The organism is Flavobacterium sp. 103, assembly GCF_003096795.1.
Classification (GTDB): domain Bacteria; phylum Bacteroidota; class Bacteroidia; order Flavobacteriales; family Flavobacteriaceae; genus Flavobacterium.
Window position 1 is genome coordinate 909,265 of the sequence record NZ_QENX01000001.1, and the last position, 26,532, is coordinate 935,796.

The window sequence follows — 26,532 nt, forward strand, 5'->3', positions numbered from 1 at the left end:
ATTTGTACCAAACCCAAATTGTATAAAATGAAATATTCATACTTAATTGTTTTTTTCCTATTAGCAACAACAATGACCATTGGTCAGAATAAAGAAAAAATAAAAGGTTCCAAAATCGTGGTCGAAAAACCAAAAGAAATTGGCGATTTTACCGCTTTGGAAATTGAAGACAACCTAACTGTTTTCTTGGAAAAAGGAACAAAAAACGAAATAAAAATTGATGCTGACGACAATCTTCACGATAATATTTCTTTTGACATTAAAGAAAAAACACTTCGTATTTACACTTCTAAAGAAATCACTAGTTTCAAAAGATTGGTCGTAAAAATTACATACACCAATGATTTAAAATCGGTCGTTGCCAAAAACGCGACTATTGTAAATGCACTTGAAGCCGTAATACTAGATGACATTACCTTTAGCTCATTGGATTTTGCAAAATTATACTTGAATGTCAATTCGAAAAATTTTACGTTAATATCCGATGATAAATCTAAGATAGAATTGAATTTAAAAGCTGAAAAAGCTAAAATTCAATTAAGTAAAAATGCACAAATCAAAGCTCTGGCTACCACTACGGATATTGCATTTGATTTGTACCAAAAAGCCACAGCAACAATAGAAGGAGATGCCACCAACGCAGTTATTCGACAAGATAATAATACTGTATTTACTGGTTTCAACTTCACTGTAAAAAATACTGATGTTACTACCGAAGGCAGTGCCATATGCAATCTAATGGCCGATACTTCACTAATAATTGACGCAAATCATACATCCAAAATCTACTTGCTTGGCACTCCAAAAATAGAGGTAAGAAAGTTTTTGGGCGAAGCTCAATTGATAAAAAAAGCGAAGTAATCCCAAAGTTGGGTTTTAGTCACAGTTTTCAGTCCATAAAAAAAGTCCCAACTTAAAAAATTGGGACTTTTCATTTTATAAAGAAAAAATTTAATCTTTAGAAGCCAAATATCTTTCAGCATCAAGAGCCGCCATACAACCAGTACCTGCAGCTGTTATTGCTTGACGATACACATGATCTGCTGCATCTCCCGCTACAAATACACCATTTACATTAGTTTTTGAAGTTCCTGGTGTATTTACAATATAACCAGTCTCATCTAAAGTTAAATAGTCTTTGAAGATTTCAGTATTCGGTTGGTGTCCAATCGCTACGAAAAAACCTGTAGCTGGAATATCAAACACTTCTCCAGTAGTTTTGTTTCTTGCTTTCACAGCAGTTACCACTTGTTCGTCTCCCAATACATCTACTGTATCGTGATTCATTAAGATGGTAATATTTTCCGTTTTACGAACACGTGCTTCCATAATTTTAGAAGCTCTAAACTTTTCGCTACGAACTAACATTGTTACTTTAGAACATAATTTAGACAAATAATGAGCCTCTTCGCAAGCTGAATCTCCTGCTCCAACAATCACAACTTCTTGATTTCTATAAAAGAATCCGTCACATACTGCACAAGCCGAAACTCCACCACCCATTTTCAAGTAATGTTGCTCTGATGCAATATTCAAATATTTAGCAGAAGCTCCTGTAGAAATAATCACAGTTTCACAATGCAATTCAATTTTATCATTGATCCAAACTTTGTGGATATCTCCAGAGAAATCTACTTTGGTGGCCCAACCATCACGGATATCAGCACCAAAACGTTGTGCTTGACTTTGCAACTGCACCATCATTTCTGGGCCTGTAACACCATCAACATACCCAGGAAAGTTTTCTACTTCATTAGTCGTGGTCAATTGACCTCCTGGTTGCATTCCTTGGTATAACACAGGATTCATGTTGGCTCTTGCTGCATATATCGCTGCAGTATAACCTGCTGGCCCAGAACCTATAATAAGGCATTTAATTTTTTCTATTGTATCCGACATATTTTTGATTTTTGAATTGCAAATGTAATCTTTATTCTAAAAAATACACACTCAAATAAATTCAAAAAACTGATGCCGAAATAAATTTTAATTATTTTACAAAATCACTTTGAAAAGCAGAAATAAACCTTATATTTGCACTCGAATTACGGGGTGTAGCGTAGCTCGGTTATCGCGCCTGCTTTGGGAGCAGGAGGCCGCAGGTTCGAATCCTGCCACCCCGACAAAAAAGCCGAACAGCAATGTTCGGCTTTTTTTATTTAAAAAATTAAAATCAATTTTAGAGATTGTAGTCCTTAAATATTTTAAAACAACAAAGCCATCCCAATTTAATGAGATGGCTTTGTTTTAACAATTACTATCAAAATATTTAATTTACTTTTTAATAAGTTTGAGTGCTTTTCGGTTAGATCCTTGACTTACTATTGTAAGATAAGTACCTGCCGGTAATTCCTCTCCAAATACAATTGATTGGTTAAAGTCGCTTTCAATATGTTTGATATGTCTACCACCCATATCATATACCTCAACTTCAATTTTTTCAACGCTGCCGCCTTCCACTTCAAGTGTAAATTGATAATTACTTGGGTTAGGATATGCTTTCACATCGAAAGGATCTGCAATAATTGTCGGCTCAATTTCTTTGGCTACAATATTCTCTATACCACCAGTTTTAGCACTAGGATTTGAACAATCGAATTGGTTCCAATAAACATTTTTATTTGTTGAAGCAACTTTACTGCCTATATAAAATCCTTTCATATTGGTGTTTTTAACAGCAGCGGCATCACCATCCACCTTAATTGTTCCATTCGGAGCAAACACGCTGGCATTTACCGTTACATTACCTCCAGGCAACACTCGGAATTCATTTCCACCGATAAAGAAAACTGCTTTATAACCGCCAGTTGGATTTACCATGGATGATTTACCAATAGACACAGTAGTTTTTACTCTTACAGATATATCGGAAGCGAAGAGTAATTTCGTAGGTGCAGCATCAGTTCCTTCTGCCAAACTTATACTATTAACATTCAGAACACCTGTACTGTTAGCATTAAATTTAACCTGACTGCTTTTGCCAATACTTATTGTCCCGAAAATCGTTCCTGTAGTAAAGGTCACATTACAATTGGTTCCGATTGTCACATTTTTGTAATTACCCGTTTTAGTTACTGTGGTATTATTTGGAATACTCAAATCAGCTAACCCAGTCGTACTAGTACTATTTACTTGCATATTAGGCAATACTACTACAGCTGGACTGTAGATTCTGGCAGGAACATTAGATCCAGACTGAACCGTGATGAACCTTGCTTTCACAAATGCTCCTGGTCCTGCTACTGTACTGTTTGTTCCAATGTTTGCATAACCCAAAGTAGTTGTAACACCTACACTTCCAGTTTGAACAAAGTTTTTGTCACCCAAACTCACATTGCTCATACCAAGAATTGTGTAATCATTAATAACATTTTGCGGTTGGAAATTATAACTAGCCTGAGCAGTTCCGTTACAGCCTCCTTGTTGAGTTACCGTTACTGTATATGTACCAGCATTGGATGAATTATTCAATGTAATACTTTGTGTAGTTGCTCCTCCTGGACTCCATAAGTAAGTGTAACTTCCAGCTACTGACGAATTCGCTGTTAGTTTCAAACCACTGCAGAATGCATCAGGGCTACTGGTTGCTATCGATGCCGTAAATGAAGAACCAGAATTGTTTGTTAGTTTCACCTCATCATACGCAGTACAAGAACCGCTGCCAACTGTCCATCTTACCGTTACATTTGTTCCCACTGCCACTCCTGTTATTGTTGTGGTTGGAGAACTAGGTGTCGTAATAATTGCGCTTCCACTACTACCCACAAATGACCATACACCTGAACCACTTTGTGTCATTGTAAAGGTTGAGGAATTACATTGTGTTTGGTCCGGTTGATTGCTTACGGCTGGTGCAGCATTATTATTAGTAACTGTCACATCATCGAATGCAGTGCAGGAACCACTACCGACTGTCCATCTTACCGTTGCACTTGTACCCACTGCCACTCCTGTTATTGTTGTGGTTGGAGATCCTGCTGTCGTTATGGTTGCGCTACCACTTACCAATGTCCATATACCTGAACCACTTTGTGTCATAGTGAAGGTTGAGGTATTACATTGTGTTTGGTCCGGTTGATTGCTTACGGTTGGTACAGCGTTATTATTAGTAACTGTTACATCATCGAATGCAGTGCAAGAACCACTGCCAACTGTCCATCTAACAGTTGCGCTTGTTCCCAAAGCCACTCCTGTTATTGTTGTGGTTGGAGATCCTGCTGTCGTGATGGTTGCGCTACCGCTTACCAATGTCCATGTACCTGAGCCACTTTGTGTCATTGTAAAGGTTGAGTTATTACATTGTGTTTGGTCTGGCTGATTGCTTACCGTTGGTGCTGCAGTATTGTTAGTTACTGTCACGTCATCGTATGCAGTGCAGGAACCGCTACCAACTGTCCATCTTACCGTTGCACTTGTTCCCACTGCCACTCCTGTTATTGTTGTGGTTGGAGATCCTGCTGTTGTGATGGTTGCGCTACCACTTACCAATGACCATGTACCTGAACCACTTTGTGTCATGGTGAAGGTCGATGTATTACATTGTGTTTGATCCGGCTGATTGCTCACTGTTGGTAATGCAGTATTAGTTAGTACAACATCATCGGACGAAGTACAAGAACCACTAGTCACTGTCCATCTAACAGTTGCGCTTGTTCCCAAAGCTAATCCCGTAACAGTTGCGGTCGGAGAGTTTGGAGATGGAATACCCACATTTCCGCTTACTACGCTCCATTGTCCGTTTCCAACAGGTGGTGCAGTTTGTGTCATTGTAAAACTCGAAGTGTTACATAAAGTTTGGTTTGGCTGATCGCTTACAGCTTGTAATATTGCGTTTGTCACTGTAACCTCATCAAAAGCGCTGCATGAAACATTGGTTACTGTCCATTTTACTTTTGCACTTGCTCCAGCTGCCACTCCACTAACAGTTGCTGTTGGTGAGTCTATCGGTGTGATAGTAACTCCCCCATCTCCGCTTACAATGCTCCAGACGCCAGTTCCTACTGATGGCGCACTTTGCGTCATTGTAAAACTTGAAGTATTACATAAGGTTTGGTCTGGTTGATTGCTTACGGATGGCAATATACTATTGGTTACCGTTACATCATCAGAAACACTGCAGTAACCATTGGTTACTGTCCATCTCACTTTTGCACTTGTCCCTACTGCCACAGCTGTAATGGTTGTGGTTGGAGAGTTTTCATCTGTAATACTTGCGCTACCGTTTATTAAAGTCCATTTTCCTTGTTGACCAACCGATGGTGCCGTTTGTGTCATTGTAAAACTCGAAGTGTTACACAAGGTTTGATTCGGCTGATCGCTTACGGTTATCATACCATAAACAGTTAATGTCACCTCGTCAGATATTATGTCGCCACATGAACCTTTGACAATCACTCTGTAATGAATTCCATTCATCTCATTTGTAACTGAAGCAATGTTTAAACTGCTATTAGTCTCTGAGCTAAGATTTCCCCATCCGCCGCCAACGTCAACTTGCCATTGATACCCTGTCGCTGCAGTAGCACTAACACTGAATGTTGCAGGTTGCCCTTCACACTTAGTCAAACTAACCGGTTGGGTATTGATAACTGGTGATGAGGAGGTAACGTTCACTGTTTGGTTTTGAGATGAACTTTTTCCATGACTGTCTGTATAAGTCCACACAATAGTGTGCGGTCCAGCAGTGCTGAAAGTTAGACCAACATCTGAAACTCCTGTAACGGTTCCATCGCAGTTATCCAATGCTGTTGGAGCTGTCACTGTTACAGAACATTCTGCGTTGACTGTTGGCAAAGAAGCAACATTTGGAACCGGAGCTTGATTATCTATTACCGTTACTGTAAAGCTACAAGAACTTTGGTTGTGGTTCGCTGATCCATCAGTAGCTGTCCAAATTACCGTTGTAGTACCAACAGGGAAGATATTGCCTGACAAATAACTGTTGTTATCAATACCGTTATTGTTAATGCTTAAAGTTGCACCGTTACAATCATTTACATTTGGCTGAATATAGAATACTCTGGCTCCGCAAATGTTATTCTCATTATTAACTGTTATATTACTTGGACAATTTGTTATGGTAGGTGCTACATTATCAATCACTGTTATAATAAAACTTGCTGTTTCGGTATTACCATTAACGTCAGTAGCCGTATAAATGATTGTATGTGTTCCTGAACCCAATAATGTTGAGCCGTTTTCATTAAAGGTTTCATCACTGCTCACCAGGCTAGCTACTCCGCAGTTATCCGCTGCTGATGGAGCATTCCACTTAACCAAAGCAGAACAATTACCTCCAGAAAGATTAACCGTTTTATTTGCTGGCATATTGCTAATAACTGGTTTAATAGTATCTTTTACTGTTACAATAGCTGTTCCAGTGTTTACCTTACCATTGGTATCCGTTACAGTTAAGGTAACTGTGTTTGGACCAACATTGAGACAAGTAAAACTATTCGGTGAAACACTCATTGATTGAATAGCACAATTATCATGCGAACCATCATTAACATCCGAAGCTATAATGCTTACACTGGTTGGATTGAGCGCAACTTCGATATTTTTTGTAATCACAGTAGGCAATTCATTGTCATCCACTATTATTGTTGCTGTCGCAGTATCTGTACAGCCATTGGCATCAGTCACTGTTACATGATAAGTCCCTGTTGCTAGATTGGTTGCGGTAGCAGTAGTCTGTGCCAATGCATCATCCCATAAATAAGTATATTCAGGGGTTCCTCCTGTGGCAGTTACTGTAGCTGAACCGTTGGTGTTACCAAAGCAATCCACATTGGAAGACGCTGTTATCGATGCGTCCAATACTTCCGATGGTTCTCCAATAGTGAAACTTGTTGTACCAGTTATGGTACAGCCGTTGGATTCTGTAATCGTTACAGTATAGGTTCCCGCCGCTAATCCGCTAATATCCTGAGTGGTTTCTCCGTTGCTCCATTGATAAGTGTATGAGCCACCTCCACCGCTAACACTCAAATCAATGGATCCGTTTGCTCCACCTTTACACAACACATTAACTTTAGTTCCGCTGGCTACCACTGTCTCATTCACCGTAATAGTAAATGTGCATGAATTACTGCAACCATTGCCATCTGTATAAGAATACGTTATCGTATGCGGACCAACTCCCGCTGTCGCAGGATTGAAATTGTTTGCACTTACCCCCGTTCCGCTATAGGTTCCTCCTGATGGAGAAGCTCCTGTTAATGCGTAAGGTGCCGAATCAACACAAACTGATGAATTGGATGGGCAGGTCAGAGTAGGTAATGGATTCACCGTAATAGTAAATGTGCATGAATTGCTACAGCTATCCCCATCCGTATAGGTATACGTTATCGTATGCGGACCAACTCCAGCTGTGGCAGGATAGAAATTGTTTGCACTTACGCCTGTTCCGCTATAGGTTCCTCCTGATGGAGAAGCCCCTGTTAATGCGTAAGCCGCTGCATCAACACATACTGATGAATCGGAAGGGCAGCTTACTGTAGGTAATGTTTTCACCGTAATGGTAAATGTGCATGAATTACTGCAGCCATTGCCATCTGTATAGGTGTATGTTATCATATGCGGACCAACTCCAGCTGTGGCAGGATCGAAATTGTTCGCACTTACGCCTGTTCCGCTATAGGTTCCTCCTACTGGAGAAGCTCCTGTTAATGCGTAAGATGCAGTATTGAGACATACTGATGAATCGGATGGACAGGTTACTGTTGGTAATGCATTCACAGTAATAGTAAATGTGCATGAATTGCTGCAGCCATTGCCATCCGTATAGGTGTATGTTATCATATGCGGACCAACTCCAGCTGCTGTAGGGTCGAAATTATTCGCACTCACACCTGTTCCGCTATAGGTTCCTCCTGCTGGAGAAGCCCCTGTTAATGCGTAAGCTGCTGCATCAACACAAACTGATGAATTGGATGGGCAGGTTACAATTGGTAATGGATTCACCGTAATTGTAAATGTGCATGAATTGCTACAGCCAACCTCTTCCATATAGGTGTACGTTATGGTGTGCGAGCCAACTCCCGCTGTTGCAGGATCGAAATTGTTCGCACTTACGCCTGTTCCGCTATAAGTTCCTCCTGCTGGAGAAGCTCCTGTTAATGCATAAACCGCTGCATCAACACAAACTGATGAATCAGAAGGACAGCTTACAGTTGGTAAAGTATTCACCGTAATAGTAAATGTGCATGAATTACTGCAGCCATTGCCATCTGTATAGGAGTATGTTATCATATGCGGACCAACTCCCGCTGCGGCAGGATCGAAATTGTTCGCACTTACGCCTGTTCCGCTATAGGTTCCTCCTACTGGAGAAGCTCCTGTTAATGCGTAAGATGCAGTATTGAGACATACTGATGAATCGGATGGACAGCTTACAATTGGTAATGGATTCACTGTAATAGTAAATGTGCATGAATTGCTGCAGCCATTGCCATCCGTATAGGTGTATGTTATCGTATGCGGACCAACTCCCGCTGTTGTAGGATCAAAATTGTTTGCACTTACTCCTGTACCGCTATAGGTTCCTCCAGCTGGAGAAGCCCCTGTTAATTCGTAAGCTACTGCATCAATACAAACTGATGAATTTGATGGGCAGGTGAGAATAGGTAACGGATTCACCGTAATTGTAAATGTGCATGAATTGCTGCAGCCATTGCCATCAGTAAATGTGTATGTTATCGTATGTGGACCAACTTCCGCTGTGGCAGGATCGAAATTATTCGCACTTACGCCTGTTCCGCTATAGGTTCCTCCTGCTGGAGAAGCTCCTGTTAATGCGAAAACCGCTGCATCAACACATACTGATGAATTGGATGGACAGGTCAGAGTAGGTAATGGATTCACTGTAATAGTAAATGAACAAGAATTACTGCAGCCATTACCAGCTGTATCCGTATAGGAGTATGTGATCGTATGCGGACCAACTCCCGCTGTTGCTGGATTGAAATTGTTCGCACTTACGCCTGTTCCGCTATAGGTTCCTCCTGCTGGAGAAGCTCCTGTTAATAAGTAAGCCGCTGTATCAACACATACTGATGAATCGGGTGGACAGGTCATAGTTGGCAAAGGTTTTACAACAAAATTAGTCTCAGTACGACAACCCGGAACCGAAGAACATTCTGCATAGAAATGGGTTGTACCTGGTGTATTTGTATTTGCTAAACCTGAATTTAAAACCCCAACTGGATTAAAAGGTGAACCTGTCCCGATTGATGACCCACCTGAAGAGGCAGTATACCAATTGAGGATTCCATTAACAGAATAGTAAACCGTTATTTGCATGAAATCAACATTTGCATTTCTGGTACCAAATGCACCGTTATGAGCTACGAGAGCTACTCCAAAATTGGCACTTTTCACATCACTGACGGTCCAATTTAGTCCCCACTTGTCAGTTGTCGAACCATAGGTGTCGATTGTAAGTGTTGTAGGCCATACAGTTGTTTTTGCCTTATTATCAGCAGCATCTTGAATTACTGGCGATCCTCCAACATCTTTGACTAAAAATACTGCCGCATCATTAAGGCCACCTAATGTAACTGAAGATCCTGAACGATTAATTCTAACCTGTATCCCCATAATTACCGCATTTGCAGGAATTGCAGAAAAATCATAATTTGTACCTCGAAGATAATCAGAATCAGTACCAACACCAAGATTTGTCAAGGTGGCATTCCCAGCACCTGCTATATTATTAGGGGTTGCCCAGTCCATATTAAAATTAATAGGCACATTAACACCTAATCCAGCATTTATATTTAAGGCGCCTGTATCTATTGGGGCACCAAGAGCACAAACCTCAGAGGATGTAAACGAGCCACTTCCACCCGGACAAATTGTTACACCGGTGGTCACAGGAACTGGTTTTACTATGATAGTTGCTGACCCAGTCATATTCGAAGTACAATTGGTACCACCTACTGCACCAATATCTGTTGCACGCACGGTATAAATACCTGCTGCTGTTCTATTTCCAAAAGTGATTACAGATCCATTGCTTCCAGCGACTGGTGCTCCATCTGGAGTAGCCCCCAAATATAATTGGTAATTTACATTGGTCTGTGAGTTGCTTAAACCAATGGGCGTTCCTGCTCCACCTGCACAATACGCACCACCTCCAGTAACCGTATATGTAGAGGTAGGTAAGGGATTAACCGTTATTTTTACTGCTGTTGAAGTACTGCTACAACCACCCGAAGTAACTGTTCTTCTATACCACATACTCTGGGTTAATGCTGGTGGAGAATACACCGGATTGGTACCGGGATTAGTGTAACCGCTAGCAGCAACATTATTTGTATTAAAATTATCAGTACTTTGAAACCAACTGTAAGAATAAGTTCCAGTACCTCCAGTAGGCACTCCTGTTAAAGTAGCTGGTGTTGTACTACTACAAATAAATTGATCAGAACTGATTATATTATTGGCTATTACCGGATTTACTGTTACCGATGATGTTACCGACATTTGTGCGGTACAACCTGTTGTTGTAATTGTCGCCAACACATTGAATGTCATTGTAATTGGAGAACTGGTTGCGTTAGTTAAATTTCCAGTGGAAAAAGTTACTACCCCATTATTCCCTGTCACTGGAGACCCAATAGGAATATTGTCTGTACCATTATACATACGTAATTGATAAGAGGTGGTGCTTAAAGTACCGTTTCCTGTTCCTGTTGCTCCCACAGTTATATTTATGGTTCCACCCGAACAGACTATGGCTGTCGTTGGAGTTACCGTTCTATTCACAGGTGGCGGATTCACGGTAATTGTTGTTGTTATAGTTGGTATCTCCACCTCACAATTTGTAACATCATTTTTAACAGACACATGATATGTTTTGATAATTGAGGAGCTGGTAGTATTATTTAAAGTACCAATAGTTAAATATATAGTCCCTCCATTACCATACACATTTGCTCCTACTGCATTACCTAATTCATCTTTCAATTGATACAGAAATCCAAATTCAGAATTATCAACTTGAATCTGTACATTAGAAGTCCCTGAACAAACCGTTGCTGGTAACGACAAAGAAACATAATTAGGATCTACTCCTACTACAGGTGACAAAACAATACTACCAACTGGAGGCAATGAATTTATTGTTATTGGATATTCTACAAATGTTGGGCTACAATGATTATTAGAAACTGTCATTCTTAAAATAACAGTATTTCCTGAATCAGCTGTATCCGGTGTATATGTTGGTGTTAAAGTTGCTGCATTAGTTAGCTGACCACTCCCGTTGGGAGTCGTCCATGATATTGTGCCATTACTGGCTCCTGCTCCACTTACTGTGGCGCTTCCGTTCGCACATATTGTCTGAGATGTAGGTGCACCGCCTACCCCTATTTCTGCGGTTGGTTTTTTATAAATGGTGATGTTTCTACTTGCTGATAAAGCGCCAGGACATGATCCTCCAGGGTTAGCTGAAGTGAAGGTCAATTTTATCAAATCTCCATCAATTACTGACGGTGGAGTATAACTTGTTGCCGATTCTGTATTATCGGGAAAGAACGTTCCACCGTGCCCATTGTCTGACCACGTCCCAGTACTTACATTACCCTGAATGTCTACAAACAAGCTTATTGGTTCTGGAGTTGTCATACAGTGCGTACTGTCGGCACCCGGATCCACGGTAACTGGACTTGCATTAACATTTACAGTATATGTTGCGGTAGCTGGTGTACAGTTCCCATTGGAAACGGTCATAGTTAAAATGGCTGTTCCGGAAAAAAATTGATTTGGGATAAATACAGGTGATGCTTTAGTTGGATCATCAAATGTTCCTGTGGTTGCACCATCTCCAACTGTCCATAATATAGTCCCATTTGTAGCCGTTCCATTTATAGTAGCAGTTTGATTTGCGCATATTGATTGGCTACCCCCTGCTGATGCTGTGGGTTGGATATTTACTACTTGAGTTTTTGAAGCTGTTTTAGTACCACATAAACCTCCACTTGTTGTCAGAGTCAATGTTGCTGTACCACTATATCCGGAAAGCGGAGTCCATGTTGCATTCAAATCGGTATCACTAGGGCTAAATGTTCCTCCAATTCCACCATCTGACCATGTTCCACCAGTGGCTGAACCGCCAACTGATCCTCCTAATGCTGCTGAGGTTCCTCCTTGACATATTGCACTTAGAGCAGCACCTGCATTTGCAGTTGGCAATGCATTAATTATCAAATCTGAGCCATTATTCGAACCCGTTACAGAAGGCGTACTTGAAACAACTCTAATTCTATAGCCTGTTCCTGATGCCTGTCCATTTGGAATGGTTGCTGTAATGCTTCCTGCTGATGTAGAAGTATTTGTTCCTATTGATATGGGTGAAGCAAAAGAACCAGAGGCATTTGAAAGCTGAGCAGTAAAAACATTTCCGGCTGTATATGTTCCTCCAATGGTATATGGCACAGTAACTGTAGCGCCCGCACAAAATGGAGAACCTGTAATGGAACTTGTAGTAATTGTTGGAGCAGCAGGTAAACTAATCGCAGACATTGCATAGCGAATGGTACCAGTAGGCGTTATTGCCGATGTTGCAGCAGCATCTGTCGTATTCGTGACTGGAATGTTGCGTTTGGCTACTTCAATCTTCCATGCTAAACCTCCACCTGTTCCCGTATTACTGCCTCCACTCGTCCAATTTCCATTTATTGTATAGCCTGGAAGAGTAGTATTAGTGTCGTTATAAATACTGGTAATATAAATCGCCTGATCATTTGCATTTACTGCCATTGCTGCGCTTAATTGCGCAGGTCCGCTTCCACCACCATTATTTAAATTATTCCCTACAGTATAAGTCCCGGTCTGGTTAACATTTGCAAATACAGCATAATATACGGTCATATTTAGTAATGTCCCAGCGACTGTTACATTAAGTGGTCGGGAAGTATTATCCATAACTGCATTATCTTTCAGATAGTACAAATAGGTATGCATACGCCCACTAGTATTTGGTGGATTACCTGCATTACTAGTAGCCTTCGTTAATGTAACACCACCGTAGCTGATAGTAGAGGGATCGGCTCCAATGCCACTACCAGAAGTGTTACTACTAATGGCAACAACTAAAATACGATTGGAACCATTTGCAATGGCAAAACTAGTTGTATTTCCTGTGCCTGACACTTGGTCGTATGCCTTTGTCCATATTGTAGGCTGTGTAACTTGCCCAAACACTATACTAGCAAAAAACAAATTCGCAATTAAAAAAACAACAGTAAAAATTCCGGTTTTAGGTAGAAATGCTTTCATATTTTATGAAATTAAAATTATTAATAACGAATACGATATGCTTAACGCTATAGACTAAAATCGGCAGAATGGGGTATCTGTGGAAAATGAAATAAAATGATAGAATTTGGGGAATCTATCTTAATGAAAAAATATAGAGTTGGGGTTTCTATTTTTTTTATATAATGGAAATCATTTTTTAAGAAAAAAGTAAGCCTTTTTTTAACCTAAACAAATGTTAATTCAATTATAAAATTATAGTACTAAGTTATATTATTCTTAAAATATAAAAGCCGTTTTAATCGTATTTTCGACATAAGTGTTAAAAAAAACCACAAACTACACTTTGTTAAAATTTAAATGAGATAAAAACTGTTTTTTTAATTTTTCTTGATTCAAAATTTTCCTACACTATTGATTTTAAAGCACTTAAAAATTAAAGTATAGTCCTAAATTCGCAAAATTATATTTAACACAAGAGATTCAAAGAAATCTGATCTGCACTTTATAACTCCTTAAAAAAATTAAAGCTTAAGACACACGAGCAAAATCGAACAAACAAAACAATCTCCGCAAGTAACTCAACAAACCGAATCCTATGCAATACGGAATGCAGGGGTGCCACCTTCGTGAGCATGAAAAGTCAGCGGGTTTTTAGAATGGCAAAAACGTCTATGACCGCATCACAATTTTGAATGTGAAGAAATGGTAGCACTTCTCGACTGCAATCGATAAGACAAAATAGGACTAGATTATTTTATAGTCATTTTTGCTATAAAATCAACCACTATGGTTAGTACTCTAATTACAACCAAATAATATTACCCCACATGATCATTAAAAAAATATAAGCTGTTATTTTAATAAAAAATAGGGTTCAAAAATAATAACAAAGATTTAACCCAAAAAAACATCTATCAAAAAAAAGAAGTTAAAAAAAAGTATCACAACAACGGATAAAACTGAATTTCAACGACTTAATTTATTTTTTGATTATTGTCTTTGTATATTTATATGTTATTTTAATACAGTAAAAAACAGTATTTTAACTACTAAAAAATATTGATTTTTGTATAATTGACCCTTACCCAAAATCTTCTTTTCAGACCTACAACCTTCAATTAAAAAAAGGTGCTCAACTCCTGTTTTTTAATTTAACCAAACAATCATAAAAAGGTGTAGCATGAAAAAATTCTATCTAAACTTGGAACAATATGTATCAAAAACTGTCATTTTATTTTGGCCTGTTTTAATTCTTTTTACGTTTGGGAATTCCGTTTTTGCTCAAACTACTGTAAATCTTACGACTCCTGGTTCAGCTACTTGGACAGTCCCCTGTGGCGTTACTTCCCTTACCGTGGAGGCTTGGGGAGGCGGTGGTGCCGGTGGTGGTGCCACGATTAATCCTAGTGGAGGTTCTGGCGGCGGCGGTGGCGGATATAGTACTTATATCGTAGCGGTAACTCCTGGTCAAATTATAAATTACACTGTTGGTCAAGGAGGAGTAGGAGGTTCCGGAAATGGTGGGGACGGAGGTTCGACTACTATTCTTGCTTTAACCGCTAACGGTGGTATGGGAGGATTTCAAGACAATGGTACAGCTGGACTTGGGGGAACTGCTTCTGGGGGAACTACAAATACTTCTGGTGGTAATGGAACTATAGGATCAGCGACAGCTGGTGAAGCTGGAGGGAATAGCGCCAATGGAGGAAATGGAGGACTCGCTGCAACCATAGAATCAAACGGAAATAACGGAACAGCACCAGGCGGTGGCGGTGGTGGTGGATTGTTACTGGCTGGAGCAGGCCCTTCTAACGGGGGAAATGGAGGTTCAGGTCAGATTACAATAACATACAACACACCTGCTGTACTTGCTGCGCCCTCTCCTGTCACTCCATCAAGTGGCATATCTATCTGTTTTGGAAAAAGCACTAATTTGAATGCAACTTCTTCAGGAAACACTATCAATTGGTATACAGTACCTACAGGAGGCACTTCAATCGGATCGTCTGCAAGTGGCATTGATTTTCCTGTTTCACCTGCGGGAAATACTACTTATTATGCGGAAGCACAATCTTCTCCAGGCTGTGTCAGCGCTACACGAACTGCAACAGCCTTAGTGACGGTAAATCCTTTACCAGCTGCTCCTACCTCAGTTACCCCTAATACTCCTCAAAATATTTGTAACGGATCGAACATTACATTGAATGCGACTTCAGCTGGAAATACAATTATTTGGTACACAGTTCCCACAGGACCTGGTAATATTGGAACCTCTGCAAGTGGAGCCAATTTTACACCAGCAGCTCCTCCCAACAATACAACTACAACTTACTATGCAGAAGCTCGGAGCCCCGCCCCCGCATCTTGCACAAGTTCCACACGTACAGCATCAGGTACTGTAACAACAAGTGCCCTCCCAACAATTAATACTCAACCAGTTTCTCCTACAGCAGTTTGTCAAGGATTAGGAACAAGAACTATTAGTATAATAGCTACTGGGGTCAATACATATCAATGGAGAAGAAATGGGGTGGACTTAACTAATACTGCCCCTTTTAGTGGGGTTAATACTGCAACACTAACCATAACCAACCCTACCACAGCAGATAGTGGAACCTATACTGTCATGCTCAATGGCTCAACATGTGGACTCGTATCCGGCAATGCGACCTTAACAGTTAACACTCTTCCGGCAGCACCAACAGCAGTTACCCCGAACAGTCCAGTAGCGGCATGCACTACAGCCGGTACCACACCTTTGAGAGCCACTTCAGCCGGCAATACAATTGATTGGTATACGCAGGCAACAGGAGGCACCTCAATTGGATCATCTCCTAGTGGTATCGATTTATTTGTGTCTGCCCCGACAGCAACCGTTTATTATGCTGAATCCAAAAATGCGGCAACCGGTTGCGTAAGTTCTACCAGAATCGCTACTGCCTCGGTAACTTCAAATGTTCTTCCATCAATTACTACACAACCTGCTGCCACTCCTTCTTCCACTGTTTGTGCCGGAGCCGCGACAGTTACTATTACTGTAGCCGCAACAGGAGTGACCACCTATCAATGGAGAAAAAACGGTGTGAATTTAACCAATACTGCTCCGTATAGCGGGGTTACCACGAATACCCTAGCAATAACCAATCCGGCTGTCTCAGAAAATGGTGCTGTTTTTGACGTCGTTCTCAATAATGCAACCTGTCCGGTTACTTCTAATACAATTACTTTAACAGTTAATCCTACTCCCTCTGCCCCAACTTCAGTCACTCCTAGTACTCCTTCTACAATATGTGGCACTGCAAATATTACCCTGAATGCCACTTCTGCTGGTAATACCATTTATTGGTACACCGTCGCCACAGGAGGAGCTAGCATTGGAAACTCTACAAGTGGTGCAAATCTATCCGTTTCGCCTACAAGTACTGTTACTTATTATGCGGAAGCTCGTACTGCCTTAGGCTGTAGCAGTCTTACTCGAACCGCAACGGCTACAATGACAATAAATCCAACACCTGTTGTTACTATTGAGTTTACTGAACAGGTGAATGACAAAACGTATAGTATAGCTGCTTGTGGACATATTGCGCAAGCCGAAAATGATATTGATATCCATTCGGGTAATCCTGCTGGAGTAAACGCCACTACATTTGGTCCTACAGCAACTGGACAATGGCAGGTAAGCTATGATAATCAAGCCACTTGGGTAAATGCCCCCGGCCCTACAAGTACTACACCACAATATCTATTTGACCCTGCTTACAGTATTTTTGAGACCACACCCGGCACTTATTATTTTCGATTAATACTTACCGTAAATGGATGTCCAGGCACCAGTGATGTTATTACATTAACCACAAATGGAAACCCTACCCTAACTCCAGGTTCAATCGGAACAGACCAAAGTTCTTGTCCAACTCCTTATACTCCTACAATATTAAGCCAAGTAACAGCAGCAACAGTTGGAACTCCAATATCTGGATATAATTTTTCCTATCAATGGCAATCTTCGCCAAACAATTCCACCTTCACCAATATTTCCGGTGCTACTGGAACTACATACACCCCACCAAACCTAAGTGCAACAACATACTACCGCCGTTATGCTATTTACGGATCTGCAGGAGGTGGTTGTAGTGCAGTCAGCAATACCATTACGATTACGGTTGGATCTCTCGCGCCTCCAACTGTAGGAACAATTACACAACCCACCTGTGCTACAGCGACAGGTAGCGTGGTATTAAGTGGTTTACCAACATCTGGCACTTGGACCCTTAATAGAAGTGGTACCTCTTCCGCAACTACATCTGGAACTGGAGCAAGTACCACTATCTCTCTAGCTGCTGGTACCTATACTTACACGGTAACACAATCAACATGTACTTCAGCAGCAACTGCTGATGTGGTTATTAATGCGCAGCCAGCAGTACCTGCAATACCTACGGCAAGCGTAACTGCACAGCCTACCTGTGCCACTCCAAAAGGAACAATAACGGTAACTGTTCCAGCTCCGGCAGGTAATGTCACTTATACCCTAACAGGAATTAGTCCGGCTGTACCAGCGGTAACACAAGCGGGAGCGACATTCGCCAATTTAAACCCGGGAAGCTATACAGTAGCTACTACTAATACAACCTCAGGATGTACTTCTACTAACACAAATCTTACTGTAAATGGGGTACCACCTACCCCGGCTCCTACAATCAGTAATACAGCAGCCAGCTGTTCTGCAGCTGGAACCAGCACCGTCAGTAATTACAATGCAGGATTCACCTATGCGTTCACACCAGCAGGCCCAACAGTTGGTGCCGGTGGGCTCATCAGTGGCATGACTATTGGAACTTCTTACACGGTAAAAGCCACTAACGGTAGTTGTACCCAATCTGTCGCTTCGGCATCGTTCAGCATTGCGGCCCAATTACCTACACCTGCAATACCCACAATCAACAGTACGGCAGCCACCTGTTCTGCAGCTGGAACCAGCACCATAAGCAATTACGCGGCGGGCAACTCCTATACCTTCACCCCAACTGGGCCAACAGTGGCCGCCGGAGGGGCAATCAGTAGCATGACCGTTGGAACGTCCTATACCGTTACAGCCACTAGTGGAGGTTGTACCTCTGCCGCTTCGGCTTCGTTCAGCAATGCGGCACAATTGCCCACACCTGCAGTTCCTACAATCAGCAGTACGGCAGCTAGCTGTTCTGCAGACGGAACCAGCACCATCAGCAACTACAGCGCGGGCAACACCTATACCTTCACACCGGCAGGTCCGAGCGCAGGAGCAGGAGGAGCAATCAGCGGAATGACACTTGGAACTTCCTATACCGTTACGGCCAGCAGCGGAGGCTGTACCTCTGTCGCTTCGGCTTCGTTCAGCAATGCGGCACAGTTGCCGACACCTGCCGTTCCGACATTAAGCAACACGGCGGCAAGCTGTTCTGCTGACGGAACCAGTACCATCAGTAATTACAACGCGGGTAACACCTATACTTTCACTCCGGCAGGTCCGAGCGCAGGAGCAGGAGGAGCAATCAGCGGAATGACACTTGGAACTTCCTATACCGTTACGGCCAGCAGCGGAGGCTGTACCTCTGCCGCTTCGGCTTCGTTCAGCAATGCGGCTCAATTGCCCACACCTGCAGTTCCTACAATCAGCAGTACGGCAGCTAGCTGTTCTGCAGACGGAACCAGCACCATAAGTAACTACAATGCGGGTAACACCTATACCTTCACCCCAGCAGGTCCGAGCGCAGGAGCAGGTGGATCAATAAGCGGAATGACACTTGGCACTTCCTATACCGTTACAGCCACTAGTGGAGGTTGTACCTCTGCAGCTTCGGCTTCATTCAGTAATGCGGCACAGCTGCCAACACCTGCAGTTCCGACACTCAGTAGCACAGCAGCAAGCTGTTCAGCGAATGGAACCAGCACCATCAGCAACTACAATGCGGGTAATACTTATGCGTTCACCCCAGCAGGTCCGAGCGCAGGGGCAGGAGGAGCAATCAGCGGAATGACACTTGGAACTTCCTATACCGTTACGGCCAGCAGCGGAGGCTGTACCTCTGCCGCTTCGGCTTCGTTCAGCAATGCGGCTCAATTGCCCACACCTGCAGTTCCTACATTAAGCACCACGGCGGCAAGCTGTTCTGCTGACGGAACCAGCACCATCAGCAATTACAACGCGGGTTACACCTATACTTTCACACCGGCAGGTCCGAGCGCAGGAGCAGGAGGAGCAATCAGCGGAATGACACTTGGAACTTCCTATACCGTTACGGCCAGCAGCGGAGGCTGTACCTCTGCCGCTTCGGCTTCGTTCAGCAATGCGGCTCAATTGCCCACACCTGCAGTTCCGACATTAAGCAACACGGCGGCAAGCTGTTCTGCTGACGGAACCAGCACTATCAGCAATTACAATGCGGGTAATACCTATGCGTTCACACCGGCAGGTCCAACTGTGGGCGCCGGAGGGGCAATAAGCGGCATGACCGTTGGAACATCCTATACCGTTACCGCCAGTAGTGGAGGTTGTACATCTGCAGCATCCGCTTCGTTTAGCAATGCGGCACAGTTGCCGACACCTGCAATTCCTACATTAAGTAGTACGGCAGCAAGCTGTTCTGCGGATGGAACCAGCTCCATCAGCAATTACAATGCGGGTAACACCTATGCCTTCACCCCAGCAGGTCCGTCCGTGGGCGCAGGAGGGGCAATCAGCGGCATGACCGTTGGTACCTCCTATACTGTTACGGCCAGTAGTGGAGGTTGTACCTCTGCAGCATCAGCTTCATTCAGCAATGCGGCACAATTGCCCACACCTACAGTTCCGACATTAAGCAACACGGCGGCAAGCTGTTCTGCAGACGGAACCAGCACCATAAGCAACTACAATGCGGGTAACACCTATACCTTCACCCCAGCAGGTCCGAGCGCAGGAGCAGGAGGAGCAATCAGCGGAATGACACTTGGAACTTCCTATACCGTTACGGCCAGCAGCGGAGGTTGTACCTCTACTGCATCGGCCTCATTCAGCAATGCGGCCCAACTAACAACACCTGCAGTTCCGACACTCAGCAGTACTGCGGCAAGCTGTTCTGCAGACGGAACCAGCACCATAAGCAACTACAATGCGGGTAACACCTATACCTTCACCCCAGCAGGTCCGAGCGCAGGAGCAGGAGGAGCAATCAGCGGAATGACACTTGGAACTTCCTATACCGTTACGGCCAGCAGCGGAGGTTGTACCTCTACTGCATCGGCCTCATTCAGCAATGCGGCCCAACTAACAACACCTGCAGTTCCGACACTCAGCAGTACTGCGGCAAGCTGTTCTGCAGACGGAACCAGCACCATAAGCAACTACAATGCGGGTAATACTTATGCGTTCACCCCAGCAGGTCCGAGCGCAGGAGCAGGAGGAGCAATCAGCGGAATGACACTTGGAACTTCCTATACCGTTACGGCAAGTAGCGGAGGATGTACCTCTGCCGCTTCGGCTTCGTTCAGCAATGCGGCACAATTGCCCACACCTGCCGTTCCGATACTTACAGCCGGAACAGTTAACTGTAATGATGTTACGGCAAATTGGACAACAATACCTAATGTAACAGGTTATCGTATAGACGTTGCTAGAGATAATATCTTTACAGACATTATTCCTGCCTATAATAATTTATTGCTTGGTAGTGGTGTGGTAACAGAAAACGTAACAGGATTGGCTTCAGGATTAACTTTCTATATAAGGGTTCGAGCAGAAAACAGTTGCGGAACTAGCGCTAATTCTACTACTCTTACACTAACAACCGGAGCAAGTCCTACTGCTTTTACTGCTACTCTAGTGCAACCAAATTGTGTAACAGCAACTGGACAAATAACCATTAATGAATCAGTTGTCGATCCATCAGACCAGTATAGTTTTGATGACGGTGCCACTTATCAATCTTCGAACGTAAAAGATTTATTGGCTGCAGGAACTTATAAAGTAAGAGTAAAAAACACTAATGGTTGCGAAACTTTAGCAACAACAGTTGTTTTAAATGCAGCGGCTGTTACTACTTATTCAGGATCGTGGTCTAATGGAGTTCCTGATGTACTCAAAAAAGCAATTTTCGCAAGCAATTATACATTTTCAGGAGACATACAAGCCTGCTCCTGTGAAGTGGATACTGGAGTAACGGTAACTGTTAATCCCGGATTTTCTTTAGTACTCGAAAACGGGATAGATGTTTTAGGAAGTGGATCACTAATATTTGAAAACAATTCAAGCTTAATACAAACCAATAATGTCGTCAATACAGGAAATATAACTTATAAAAGAAATACTACTCCGGTTGGTAAATTTGACTACACCTATTGGTCGTCTCCTGTCTATCCTCAAACATTATTGAATGTTTCGCCTACCACATTATTCGATAAATATCTTTCTTGGGATGCTGTTGGGGGAAAATGGAAAGTAGAAGCTACTGGAACAGTAATGGAAAAAGGGACTGGTTACATTATTCGTGGTCCACAGGCAAATGCGACTCCAGCCGTTCATACCGCAAGCTTTATTGGCGTGCCAAACAATGGTACTATCTCTGTTTCTATAGCTGGTTCTGGATTGAGCTATCTTTTAGGAAACCCATACCCCTCTGCCTTAGATGCTGATGAATTTTTAGGAGCAAATCCAGCATTAGATGGAACTATCCGTTTTTGGACACATAATACACCTGTTACCAATTTAAAATACAATGGTAATGATTATGCTTCTTATAATGCAGTGGGTGGTACTGGAACGGCAGCTGCAAATACAGGTGTCAACAATTCTATCCCAACAGGGAAAATTGCAGCTGGACAAGCATTTTTCGCCACGTCAAACGCTGCAGGTACGGTTACTTTTGAAAATACGATGCGAGTAGGCCCTGGAGGCACAATACTAAATAATTCCCAATTTTTTAAAGGACCAAAACCAAAAACAAGTAGCGCATTGAAAAAACATAGAGTTTGGCTCAATCTATCAAATACAGATGGTGCCTTCAAGCAATTGTTGCTGGGCTATGTTACTAATGCTACCAATGGACTAGATAGACTTTTTGATGGTCAGACTTTGAACGCTAATAAATATGTTGATTTTTATAGTATTAACGAAAGCAAGAAACTTTCAATTCAAGGACGTGCATTGCCTTTTGATGTAATGGATCAAGTGCTTTTAGGTTTTAAAACGACAATAGAAGGAACTTTTTCAATAAATATTGAGCAAACAGATGGCGTTTTAGCAAGTCTGCCAATATTTTTAGAGGACAAATTGACTGGTACTATTGTTAATCTTAAAAATGGAGCTTATAGTTTTTCTACAGCTATAGGAACATTTGATGATCGTTTTGTATTGAGATATATAGATAGTTCAATTAAAATAAGTGATTATGCAAATATTTTAGATGAAATAAATAAAAAAGTACTTGTCTCTGTTAAAAACCATCATATAAAAATCAATTCTTTTGACCAAACTATTGAAAATGTTACCATTTATGATTTGAGCAGAAGAAAACTTTATGAAAAGGATAACATTAATAGTAATGAATTTAATGTTCCTGACTTTAGTTCTACCAATCAATTTTTAATGGTGCAAATCCGTTTGAAAAATGGTAAAATTGTTACCGACAAAATTATTTATTAAATAGTGGTTAGAATAAAGTTGCTTATATTTAAGTTATCACTTTAGGACAACTATTGTAGGACATGACAATAAAACGAAAAGCCCATTCCTTTCGGTTTGGGCTTTTCGGTCTTACAGCTAGATTATTTTTTTTGTACTGAATTAGTTGTTTGCCCTTTTAATTGACACCAACAACCGCTTTCAATTCAATATATTTTTCAAGGGTTTTAAAATTATGTCCCTTTTCTTTCATGGTTTTAATAAAGGCAGGAGAAACTCCCATCGATTTTGCTGCAATAACATTATCAACATCTAAATCATTAAATCCTAGATTTTTGTATTCATTTATCAAATCTGGAGTTATGTTCTGTGATTTTAAAGCAAACAAGTCATCCGGTTTCAGATTTTTATAACCTATCTTTTCAAATTCAATTATATACTTTGGAGTAATATTTAAAGATTTCAAAGCAAACAAATCATCCGGTTTCAGATTTTTATAGCCTATCTTTTCAAACTCATTGATATATGCTGGAGTAATATTTAAGGATTTTAAAGCCATAAGATCATCGTTAGAAAGATCGTTATATCCCAATTCTTTAAAAGAATCAATAAATTTTTTATCGATATTTAAAGACTTAAACGCAATAATATTGTCCCCAGATTCATCATCGTCTTTACTGCTAGTCGAGTTATGAAAATCCGCAATAAATTTGCCATTAACGCCTTGAGATTTTAATGCAATAATATTATCCGCAGTAATATTTTTATAACCAGCTTGGCGTATCTCATCGATATAAGCTTTGTCTATCCCCATTGATTTAAAAGGAATTAAATCATCCAAATCAAAATCAGGAATACCAGCCTGCTTAATAGAAGTAACATACTCCTCATTTGCATCTAAAGACACCAACGGAATCAATTGATCTTTATCAATATCCTTGTATCCGTTTTTCTTCAGCATTTTTACATACGAAGTTTTCACATTTACCATAAAGAAAACCATAAGGTCGCTTTCATCCGTAATTGTAACTCCTTCTTCAGCCATTTCTTTGCTAAAATTTTTGCTGGCAACAAATTTATACGTTCCCATTCCATTGTTTCCTTCAAATTTTCCTTCAAAATTCATGATTCCCGCTTCGCGTGTTATTGTGAACTCGCCTTTCATGTCCTTTGTCAGCCCTTTCAATTCACTCAACTGAAAAGTAGTTGATGAATTATTGCTCTCATCGTTTTTAAACTGAATACTTACTGTATTGCCTTTGATAACTGCAAACCAGCTTCCCTCTGTATCCATTCCATTTTGAATGTTTGAATGCTCATTTGGTTCTTTGGATTCTTCATTCAAATTTAAAGTTTGGCCTTGCGCTACCGGTTGATTAAAAAGGCAGACAAACAAGACTAATAAAGGTAACAGGAAAAAATATTTCCATGTTGTGTGAACGCTTGATTTTTTTGAATTCATCATAATGATTCGTTTTTTGATTAATGATTGATTATAATTAGTTGTAAGACTCAATGGAAAATGGGGTGCCGCTACCTTAAGCAGGCTAAACTGATAACTCTCTTTTTCAACAGTGTCCTGTTGCAGCATTTTATCATCAGTCAAAAATTCAAGATTGCTTTCCAATGCTTTTCGCCATTGCCATGCAAAAGGATTGAACCATTGAAAAATAAGAACTACTTCTGCAAGTAAAAGGTCAACAGTATGTTTTTGCTCAATATGAATTTTTTCATGCTGCAAAATCTGAGTATACGTTTCCCACTCGTATTTCTCTGGGTTGATGAAAATATTGTTAGCAAATGAACAAGGCGCTTTGTCGCCAGTAATTTCCACAATTCGGAATTTTCCATCCTGAATTGCCGATAAGGAATACGCTCTATACAACAGCACGCAAGCCTGCATCAAAAAGTTAAGCGCAAAGATTAATACGCCAAACCAATACAAATAAACTAGCCAATGGAACAACAAGTCAACATCAAATGTCTGTTTAGCTTGTTCAATATACACTTCCTGTACTGGAACTGCTTTTAGCTGGACAGCCTGATTTTTGACAACAGCCGTTTCTGCCAAAGGAATATGTTTTACAATAACATCTTTCCTTAACGACAGTTGCTGAGGAACTGGAAGCAATGGCAAAATAAAAGCCAAAATCATACAGCTTAGCAACACAAGCCTGTTCAATTGAAAGAAAGTTTCTTTTTGCAGAAGCAGCTTATAAAACATAAGACAGGCAGAAAGAATAAGGGCTGTATACAAAATATAAGGTATCATATTTTATCTTTTTTAATGATGTTCACTATTTCATCCAATTCATTTTCAGTAAGCTTTTGCTCTTTGGCAAAAAAAGCAAGCATTCGAGGATAAGAGTTATCAAAGTACTGACTAACAATATCCTTCAGCGCAAATTGTTGGTATTCTTCTCTGCTGATAACTGGAAAAAAACTATGCATATTTCCGGCTGTTTCATGATTTAGAAACCCTTTCTCCTCCAGTATCTTCACTATTGTTGCCACACTGTTATAATGCGGTTTTGGATCTGGCAGCAATGGAATTATGTCCCTAATAAAGGCTTTGTTTAAATCCCAAAATACTTGCATTATCTGTTCTTCTCGCTTAGCTAATTTTATCATGGTTAAATATTTTAGCGCAAGATACTACTAATTAATTAGTATACAAACTAATTTGTTAGTATTTTAACTAATCAATTAGTAATAATGTAAAATTCGCACGATTAAAGATTAAAAATAACTTCAATACATCCTTTAAAACCAATTGATTAACAACATTTTAAATAACTATTTAGGTTCTATAACATAACAATACTAATTTGAGAAACACTACAAACCCCAATAGCATAAACATATAGATTAACAACTTTTTTTCTCTTTATACTAATACATTCTAGAACAAATCGATTCTATTTATAAAAATATAAATCCTATTTTTGCACCTTAAAACACAATAAATCTATTTTATGCTCATAATAGGAATCGCAGGGGGAACAGGATCAGGAAAAACAACCGTGGTACATCAAATCATGAATGAATTACCCGAAGCTGAAGTTGGGATTATTGCTCAAGACTCGTACTACAAACAAACGCACGACCTGAGTTACGAAGACCGTTCCCATATCAATTTTGATCATCCAAGAGCTATTGATTTCGAATTGTTGGTAGCACACCTCAAAGAATTAAAGGCCGGTAATACCATTAATCAACCTGTCTATTCTTTTGTGCAACACAATAGAACCGACGACATCGTTGTTACGCATCCAAGAAAAGTAATGATTGTGGAAGGCATCTTAATCCTGACAAATCCCGAATTAAGAAATCTTTTTGACATCAAAATATTTGTTCATGCCGATTCAGATGAACGCTTAATTCGTCGTATGAAAAGAGATATTGCCGAACGTGGAAGAGACATGCATGAAGTTCTGAACCGCTATCAAAGTACCCTAAAACCAATGCATGAGCAATTTATTGAACCTTCAAAAGCCTATGCCGACATTATAATTCCCAACGACAAATTCAATACTGTGGCCATCGATGTAGTTCGCGCCGTAATTAATCAACGTATTTTATAATTTTGTTGTAATTTTATCGTGTTTAATTCACAACTATTCTTTGTT

Annotated in this window: 7 protein-coding genes and 1 tRNA gene; 4 read left to right on the plus strand and 4 right to left on the minus strand. The window is 40.9% G+C overall.

Annotated features, from left to right (window positions below):
• Positions 1-27: 27 nt before the first annotated feature.
• The gene (locus tag C8C85_RS03720) at positions 28-861 is read left to right on the plus strand and encodes a GIN domain-containing protein (protein WP_116795888.1); all 834 of its coding nucleotides are present in this window, start codon (positions 28-30) and stop codon (positions 859-861) included.
• A gap of 90 nt (positions 862-951) precedes the next feature.
• Here C8C85_RS03720 and trxB read toward each other — a convergent pair whose 3' ends face one another.
• On the minus strand, positions 952-1,899 hold the full coding sequence (trxB, locus tag C8C85_RS03725; RefSeq protein ID WP_116795889.1) for a thioredoxin-disulfide reductase: 948 nt from the start codon (positions 1,897-1,899) through the stop codon (positions 952-954).
• 149 nt (positions 1,900-2,048) lie between these two features.
• Between trxB and C8C85_RS03730 the strand changes: the two genes are divergently transcribed.
• Positions 2,049-2,123: transfer RNA gene (locus tag C8C85_RS03730), tRNA-Pro, on the plus strand.
• A gap of 151 nt (positions 2,124-2,274) precedes the next feature.
• Here the strand turns inward: C8C85_RS03730 and C8C85_RS03735 are convergent.
• The gene (locus tag C8C85_RS03735; RefSeq protein WP_116795890.1) at positions 2,275-13,284 is read right to left on the minus strand and encodes an HYR domain-containing protein; all 11,010 of its coding nucleotides are present in this window, start codon (positions 13,282-13,284) and stop codon (positions 2,275-2,277) included.
• A gap of 1,162 nt (positions 13,285-14,446) precedes the next feature.
• On the opposite strand from C8C85_RS03735, the gene C8C85_RS03740 reads away from it, so the two are divergent.
• Positions 14,447-22,924, plus strand: coding sequence for a T9SS sorting signal type C domain-containing protein (locus C8C85_RS03740; RefSeq protein WP_116795891.1), 8,478 nt, complete (start codon positions 14,447-14,449; stop codon positions 22,922-22,924).
• 157 nt (positions 22,925-23,081) lie between these two features.
• On the opposite strand, the gene C8C85_RS03745 is transcribed toward C8C85_RS03740, so the two are convergent.
• Entirely contained in the window at positions 23,082-25,175 is a 2,094-nt protein-coding gene (locus C8C85_RS03745) for a M56 family metallopeptidase (protein WP_116795892.1), read from the minus strand.
• Positions 25,172-25,534, minus strand: a complete 363-nt coding sequence (locus C8C85_RS03750) for a BlaI/MecI/CopY family transcriptional regulator (protein ID WP_116795893.1) — start codon at positions 25,532-25,534, stop codon at positions 25,172-25,174. Before C8C85_RS03750 ends, C8C85_RS03745 begins: the two co-directional genes overlap by 4 nt.
• A gap of 344 nt (positions 25,535-25,878) precedes the next feature.
• Between C8C85_RS03750 and udk the strand changes: the two genes are divergently transcribed.
• Positions 25,879-26,487, plus strand: coding sequence for a uridine kinase (udk, locus tag C8C85_RS03755; RefSeq protein ID WP_116795894.1), 609 nt, complete (start codon positions 25,879-25,881; stop codon positions 26,485-26,487).
• Positions 26,488-26,532: the final 45 nt, after the last annotated feature.

Excerpts from the sequence above, each read along its gene's own strand:
- C8C85_RS03720 (WP_116795888.1), top strand. The coding sequence starts at position 28 with ATGAAATATTCATACTTAATTGTTTTTTTCCTATTAGCAACAACAATG.
- trxB (WP_116795889.1), bottom strand. The coding sequence starts at position 1,899 with ATGTCGGATACAATAGAAAAAATTAAATGCCTTATTATAGGTTCTGGG.
- C8C85_RS03735 (WP_116795890.1), bottom strand. The coding sequence starts at position 13,284 with ATGAAAGCATTTCTACCTAAAACCGGAATTTTTACTGTTGTTTTTTTA.
- C8C85_RS03740 (WP_116795891.1), top strand. The coding sequence starts at position 14,447 with ATGAAAAAATTCTATCTAAACTTGGAACAATATGTATCAAAAACTGTC.
- C8C85_RS03745 (WP_116795892.1), bottom strand. The coding sequence starts at position 25,175 with ATGATACCTTATATTTTGTATACAGCCCTTATTCTTTCTGCCTGTCTT.
- C8C85_RS03750 (WP_116795893.1), bottom strand. The coding sequence starts at position 25,534 with ATGATAAAATTAGCTAAGCGAGAAGAACAGATAATGCAAGTATTTTGG.
- udk (WP_116795894.1), top strand. The coding sequence starts at position 25,879 with ATGCTCATAATAGGAATCGCAGGGGGAACAGGATCAGGAAAAACAACC.